The sequence below is a fragment of the Mesorhizobium sp. M7A.F.Ca.US.005.03.1.1 genome (assembly GCF_003997975.1).
In the GTDB taxonomy this organism is placed as follows: Bacteria; Pseudomonadota; Alphaproteobacteria; order Rhizobiales; family Rhizobiaceae; genus Mesorhizobium; species Mesorhizobium ciceri.
This window is the reverse complement of the sequence record NZ_RZRO01000175.1, coordinates 1-6,583: the sequence shown is the minus strand read 5'-3', so window position 1 is coordinate 6,583 and position 6,583 is coordinate 1. Positions and strand designations below refer to the sequence as shown.

Annotated in this window: 5 protein-coding genes; all 5 read left to right on the top strand. The window is 63.2% G+C overall.

Annotated elements, in window-relative coordinates; translation table 11 throughout:
• Positions 1–239: 239 nt before the first annotated feature.
• Entirely contained in the window at positions 240–1,493 is a 1,254-nt protein-coding gene (locus EN990_RS34525) for an aspartate kinase (protein ID WP_013529459.1), read from the top strand.
• Between the two features lie 83 nt (positions 1,494–1,576).
• Positions 1,577–3,847 carry a phosphoenolpyruvate--protein phosphotransferase gene (gene ptsP / locus EN990_RS34520; RefSeq protein ID WP_063169068.1) on the top strand — a complete coding sequence of 757 codons (2,271 nt, stop codon included), beginning with the start codon at positions 1,577–1,579 and terminating at the stop codon, positions 3,845–3,847.
• Between the two features lie 10 nt (positions 3,848–3,857).
• Positions 3,858–4,937, top strand: a complete 1,080-nt coding sequence (gene prfA / locus EN990_RS34515; protein ID WP_127384728.1) for a peptide chain release factor 1 — start codon at positions 3,858–3,860, stop codon at positions 4,935–4,937.
• On the top strand, positions 4,930–5,802 hold the full coding sequence (prmC, locus tag EN990_RS34510; protein ID WP_127370352.1) for a peptide chain release factor N(5)-glutamine methyltransferase: 873 nt from the start codon (positions 4,930–4,932) through the stop codon (positions 5,800–5,802). The genes prfA and prmC overlap by 8 nt, the downstream gene beginning before the upstream one ends.
• A gap of 303 nt (positions 5,803–6,105) precedes the next feature.
• On the top strand, positions 6,106–6,583 hold a 478-nt coding region (locus EN990_RS34505; protein WP_127388558.1), incomplete at its 3' end, for a DUF4167 domain-containing protein.

The following is a 6,583-nucleotide window of genomic DNA, read 5'->3' as shown; positions in this document are numbered from 1 at the left end:
ATCATCATCTGCTATGCCGAACCAAAAGAATTCCCCGCAGGCAGCATTTCGTAGGCGGCGCCGGGGCGGAAGGCAATATGCCGGCTTCTGGAGCCGGCAATTGGCCGCCAGCCTTGCGAAACCTTCGTCATTTGGCTAAGGAGGCCGCGCATTCAGCGGCCGGCGTCAGCCGGCCTTCCGCTTTTCGGGATTCCGGCTTTTGGCTGGGATCCGGCTTCAGGCAAAGGCATTTCGCTCCCATGGCGCGCATCGTGATGAAATTCGGCGGAACCTCCGTCGCCGACATCGCCCGCATCCGCAACGTGGCGCGTCACGTCAAACGCGAGGTCGACGCCGGCCATGAGGTGGCGGTGGTCGTTTCGGCGATGGCCGGGAAGACCAACGAACTGGTCGGCTGGACGCGTGAGGCCTCGCCGATGCATGACGCACGCGAATATGATGCGGTCGTCGCTTCCGGCGAGCAGGTCACGGCCGGCCTGCTGGCCATCACTTTGCAGAACATGGGCGTGCACGCCCGCTCCTGGCAGGGCTGGCAGATCCCGATCAAGACCGATAATGCGCATGGGGCGGCGCGCATCCTCGACATTGACGGTGCGTTCCTGATCAAGCGCTTCGGCGAGGGCCAGGTGGCGGTGATTGCCGGGTTCCAGGGCATCGGCCCGGACAATCGTATTGCCACGCTCGGCCGCGGCGGCTCCGACACCAGTGCTGTCGCCATCGCCGCGGCGGTCAAAGCCGATCGCTGTGACATCTACACCGATGTCGACGGGGTCTACACCACCGATCCACGCATCGAGCCCAAGGCGCGGCGGCTGGCCAAGATCTCGTTCGAGGAAATGCTTGAAATGGCCTCGCTCGGCGCCAAGGTTCTGCAGGTGCGTTCGGTCGAGCTTGCCATGGTGCACAGGGTGCGTACCTTCGTGCGGTCGTCCTTCGACGATCCCGATGCGCCCGGAATGGGGGATTTGCTCAATCCGCCCGGAACGCTCATTTGCGACGAGGAAGAGATCGTGGAACAGCAGGTCGTCACCGGAATTGCCTACGCCAAGGACGAAGCGCAGATTTCACTGCGCCGGGTCGGCGACCGGCCGGGCGTTGCCGCCGGCATCTTCGGGCCGCTGGCCGAGGCCAACATCAATGTCGACATGATCGTCCAGAACATTTCCGAGGACGGCAAGTTCACCGACATGACCTTTACCGTGCCGTCGGGCGATGTCGACAAGGCGCTGGCCGTGCTTGAACGCCTCAAGGCCTCGATCGGCTACGATGTCGTGCAGTCGGAAGCCGGCATGTCGAAGGTTTCGGTCATCGGCATCGGCATGAGGAGCCATGCCGGCGTCGCCGCCACCGCTTTCAAGGCGCTGGCCGACAAATCGATCAACATCCGCGCCATCACGACCTCGGAGATCAAGATTTCGATCCTGATCGACGGCCCGTATACGGAACTTGCGGTTCGTACTTTGCATTCCGTCTACGGTCTGGATAAGCAGTAGCGAGAACGATTTGAGTTGTTGCGTGTGCGCCGGTCGCGGTGGAAACTGCGGCGGGCAGAATGCCCATTGGAGAACAAGCCGCGATGCGTGATCAGGCCAGTGGCCCGCGCGTTTTGCTCAAACGGCTCCGCGAGCTCATGCAGGAGCCGCTGGAGCCGCAGGAGCGGCTTGACCGGATTGTGCGCGACATCGCCTCCAACATGGTCGCGGAAGTCTGCTCGCTCTATGTGCTGCGCGCCGATTCGGTGCTCGAACTCTACGCCACCGAAGGCCTGAACCCGAACGCCGTCCATTTGGCGCAGTTGCGGCTGGGCCAAGGCCTGGTCGGCACCATCGCCGCCAGCGCGCGGCCGCTCAACCTGTCCAATGCGCAGGAACACCCTGCCTTCGCTTACCTGCCGGAGACCGGGGAAGAGATCTACAACTCGTTCCTGGGCGTGCCGGTGTTGCGGGCAGGGCGCACGCTGGGCGTGCTGGTGGTGCAGAACAAGACCATGCGCCACTACCGCGACGACGAGGTCGAGGCGCTGGAGACCACGGCGATGGTGATCGCCGAGATGATCGCCACTGGCGATCTGGCGCGGCTGACCCGGCCCGGCCTCGAACTCGATCTGCGCCGTCCTGTCAGCTTCACCGGCCTGTCCTTCAATGAAGGCGTCGGGCTTGGCCATGTCGTGCTGCACGAGCCGCGCATCGTCGTCACCAATCTGTTCAACGAGGACAGCGAGGAAGAGGTTCGCCGGTTGGAGACCTCACTCAGCTCGCTCAGGTTGTCCATCGACGACATGCTGGAACGCCGCGACGTCGCCTTCGAGGGCGAGCATCGCCAGGTGCTGGAAGCCTATCGCATGTTCGCCAACGATCGCGGCTGGGTGCGCCGGCTGGAAGAGGCGATCCGCAACGGCCTGACGGCCGAAGCCGCGGTGGAAAAGGTGCAGAGCGACATGCGCGCCCGCATGCTGCACATGACCGATCCCTATCTGCGCGAGCGGATGAGCGATTTCGACGACCTCGCCAACCGCCTGCTACGCCAGCTGATGGGGCGCGGGCCGGAAGATGTCGCGGCATCGCTGCCTAAGGACGCCATCATCGTCGCCCGTTCGATGGGAGCTGCCGAACTGCTCGATTATCCCCGCGACAAGATGCGCGGGCTGGTGCTCGAGGACGGTGCAGCGACCAGCCACGTCGTCATCGTCGCCCGTGCCATGGGCATCCCCGTCGCCGGCCAGATGAAGGGCGCTGTTTCCATGGCGGAAAACGGCGATGCCATCATCGTCGACGGCGAGGAGGGCGTGATCCATTTGCGGCCGCAGCCCGATCTCGAGGCTGCTTATGCCGAAAAAGTGCGTTTCAGGGCGCGCCGGCAAGAGGTCTACCGCGAACTGCGCAAAAAGCCGTCGACGACCAGGGATGGTGTCCAGGTCGATTTGCTGATGAATGCCGGTCTTGCCGTCGACCTGCCGCAGCTTGCCGAAGCGGGTGCGGCCGGCATCGGTCTGTTCCGCACCGAATTGCAATTCATGGTCGCTTCCACCTTTCCCCGGGCCGAGGCCCAGGAAAAGCTCTACCGCGACGTGCTCGAAGCGGCGCGCGGCAAGCCCGTCACCTTCCGCACCATCGACATTGGCGGCGACAAGGTGCTGCCCTATTTCAAGGGCGCGATCCAGGAAGAGAACCCGGCGCTTGGCTGGCGGGCGATCCGCCTGACGCTCGACCGGCCGGGCCTGCTGCGCACCCAGATCCGCGCTTTGCTCAAGGCCAGCGGCGGCCGCGAATTGAAGCTGATGCTGCCGATGGTGACCGAGCTCGGCGAGATCACCCAGGCGCGCGAGATCATCGACCGCGAGGTGCGGCACTTGTCGCGCTTTGCCCATCATTTGCCGACCAGCCTGAAGCTGGGGGCGATGCTTGAAGTGCCGTCGCTGCTGTTCCAGCTCGACGAATTGATGAAGGCGGTCGATTTCGTCTCGGTCGGTTCGAACGATTTGTTCCAGTTCGTCATGGCCGTCGACCGCGGCAACACGCAACTGGCCAACCGCTTCGACACGCTGTCGGCACCCTTCTTGCGCGTCCTCAAGCAGATCGCCGATGCCGGCGTCCGCAATCACACGCCGGTGACGCTGTGCGGCGAACTCGCCGGCAAGCCGATCTCGGCGATGGCGTTGATCGGACTCGGTTTCCGCTCGATCTCGATGTCGCCGGCCTCGATCGGGCCGGTCAAGGCGATGCTGACGGAACTGCCGTTGGACGAGTTGAAGGCGTTTTTCGACGACAATCTGATGGCTCCGGCACAGGGCCTGCCGATGCGGGCGCTGCTGCAGGCCTTTGCCGACGACCGTTCGATCCCGTTATAGCAGCCTCATCATGGTCAATTTGCCCCGCGATCGTATGGATCAAGTCGTCAAGCGTTTCGAGATGCTCGAAGCGCAGATGTCGGCTGGCCCGGCCCCGGACGCCTATGTGCGTATGGCATCCGAATATGCCGAAATCCAGGACATGGTGGCCAAGGTCAGGGCGCTGCGCGCGGCCGAGCATGAACAGGCCGACCTCGAGGCCATGCTTGCCGACAAGGGCACTGACGCCGAGATGCGGGCGCTGGCCGAGGCCGAGCTGCCAGGGGTCGAGGACCGCATCGAGGCGCTGCAGAAGGACATTCAGATCCTGCTGTTGCCCAGGGATGCCGCCGACGACAAGAACGCCATTCTCGAAATCCGCGCCGGCACCGGCGGCGATGAGGCCGCGCTCTTCGCCGGCGACCTGTTTCGCATGTACGAACGCTACGCCGCCGAACGCGGCTGGCGTTTCGAGACCGCCTCGGCCAGTGATGGCGATGCCGGCGGCTACAAGGAAATCATCGCCACGGTGTCGGGCAAGGGCGTCTTTGCGCATCTGAAATTCGAATCCGGCGTGCACCGCGTGCAGCGCGTGCCGGCGACCGAGGCCAGCGGGCGCATCCACACGTCGGCGGCAACCGTCGCGGTGCTGCCCGAAGCCGAAGAGGTCGACATCGACATCAGGGCCGAAGATATCCGCATCGACACGATGCGCGCCTCGGGTTCGGGCGGCCAGCACGTCAACACCACCGATTCGGCGGTCCGCATCACCCATCTGCCGACCGGCATCATGGTCGTGCAGGCTGAGAAATCGCAGCACCAGAACCGCGCCAAGGCGATGCAGATCCTGCGCGCCCGCCTCTATGATCTCGAACGCGGCAAGGCTGACGAGGAGCGCTCCGAATCGCGCAAGTCACAGGTCGGCTCCGGTGACCGCTCGGAACGCATCCGCACCTATAATTTCCCGCAAGGGCGCGTCACCGACCATCGCATCAATTTGACGCTCTACAAGCTCGACCGGGTGATGATGGGCGAACTCGACGAGATCATCAACGCGCTGATCGCCGATCATCAGTCCAAGCTGCTCGCCGACATCGGCATCGATGACTGACCTGCCCAACGCGCTCGGGCCGCTGCTGCGGGAAGCGCGGGCTCGGCTCGGCAGCACCGTCGACGACCCGGCGCTCGATGCGAGGCTGATCGTCGAGCATTTTTCGGGCACGACGCGCACGCAAGCCATTGCGGACCCCGAACGCAGGGTCGGCGCCGGCGCTGTTGCCGAAATCGATGCCGCGTTGAGACGCCGCGCCGGCGGCGAACCTGTGCATCGCATCCTCGGCTATCGTGAATTCTACGGTTTGCGCCTGGCGCTGTCGCCGGAAACGCTGGAACCGCGGCCGGATACCGAAACGCTGGTCGAGGCGATATTGCCCTTCGTCAAGGCGGTTGCGACGCAGGAAGGCGAGTGTCGCATCCTCGATCTTGGCACCGGCACCGGCGCCATTGCGCTGGCGCTGCTCAGCGTCGTGCCGACGGCTAATGCCACCGGCGTCGATCTGTCCGCGGGTGCGCTGGCGACGGCGGCCCGCAATGCCGGGCAACTTGGCCTTGCGGGCCGGTTCACGGCGCTGCAGTCGGACTGGTTCGAAAAAGTTTCCGGCCGGTACCATGTAATTGTCGCAAACCCTCCCTATATATGTTCCGAAGACATTGGAAATCTGCAGGACGAAGTCCGCAATTTCGACCCGCGCCTAGCCCTGGATGGCGGCGCGGACGGTCTGAACCCCTACAGAACCATCGCTGCGGAAGCGGCAAGGTTTTTGGAAATTGAAGGCAGAATTGCGGTCGAGATCGGCCATACGCAACGCAACGAGGTCTGCGAGATATTCACTGCAGCCGGCTACGTGCCGGGCAGTGTTTTCCGTGACCTCGGTGGAAACGACAGGGTTATTGTCTTTGAAAGGATAAAGCCTTGACGCAGTGCAAAAAAGCGCTTGGCAATGCCGGGGAATGCGGCTAGGGTCGCCTTAACCGGATGAGACGAAGCAGGCAGTGCTCTTAGCGATTCGGTTTTCCTTGGAAATAGCTGCCTTCTTGCGCAAACGATGCCCAAGCTTCGTGCGGGAATCGTCCGGCAAGTGATGTAACCGGAACAGGATGACACGTGGCGCCAACGCAATCGATGCGGGCGAACGCCGGTGAAGAGACGAAACGGCTGGCTGCATGAGCGCCTCCGTTCGTGAAGAGTTTTTCGAAAATTTCAAAATGAAGAGAGTTTGATGAGGCCACAACAGCAGAACAGGCGCATGCGCGGTCGCAACAACAATGGCGGCGGCGGTGGTAACAATAACAACAATAACAACAACAACCGCAAGGGGCCTAATCCCCTGACGCGCAACTACGAGAGCAATGGCCCGGACGTGAAGATCCGCGGTTCGGCTCAGCAGATCGCCGAAAAATACGCCACCCTTGCCCGTGATTCACACAGCTCCGGCGACCGGGTCATGGCGGAGAACTATCTCCAGCACGCCGAGCATTACAATCGCATCATCGCGGCCGCACAGGCGCAGATGCCGATCCAGAACACGCAGCAGAATCGCGATGATTTCGACGATGATGGCGATGAGGACCGCGACGATTTCGACAATAGCGGCAACAACAGCAACGCTGCTTCCGACGTCCAGATCCCGGTGGTCAACCATGGCGCCGGCCCGCAGCCGGTTATCGAAGGTACGCCGGCCGAGGTCGCGCTGAACC

Excerpts from the sequence above, each read along its gene's own strand:
- prfA (WP_127384728.1), top strand. The coding sequence starts at position 3,858 with ATGGTCAATTTGCCCCGCGATCGTATGGATCAAGTCGTCAAGCGTTTC.
- ptsP (WP_063169068.1), top strand. The coding sequence starts at position 1,577 with ATGCGTGATCAGGCCAGTGGCCCGCGCGTTTTGCTCAAACGGCTCCGC.
- EN990_RS34525 (WP_013529459.1), top strand. The coding sequence starts at position 240 with ATGGCGCGCATCGTGATGAAATTCGGCGGAACCTCCGTCGCCGACATC.
- prmC (WP_127370352.1), top strand. The coding sequence starts at position 4,930 with ATGACTGACCTGCCCAACGCGCTCGGGCCGCTGCTGCGGGAAGCGCGG.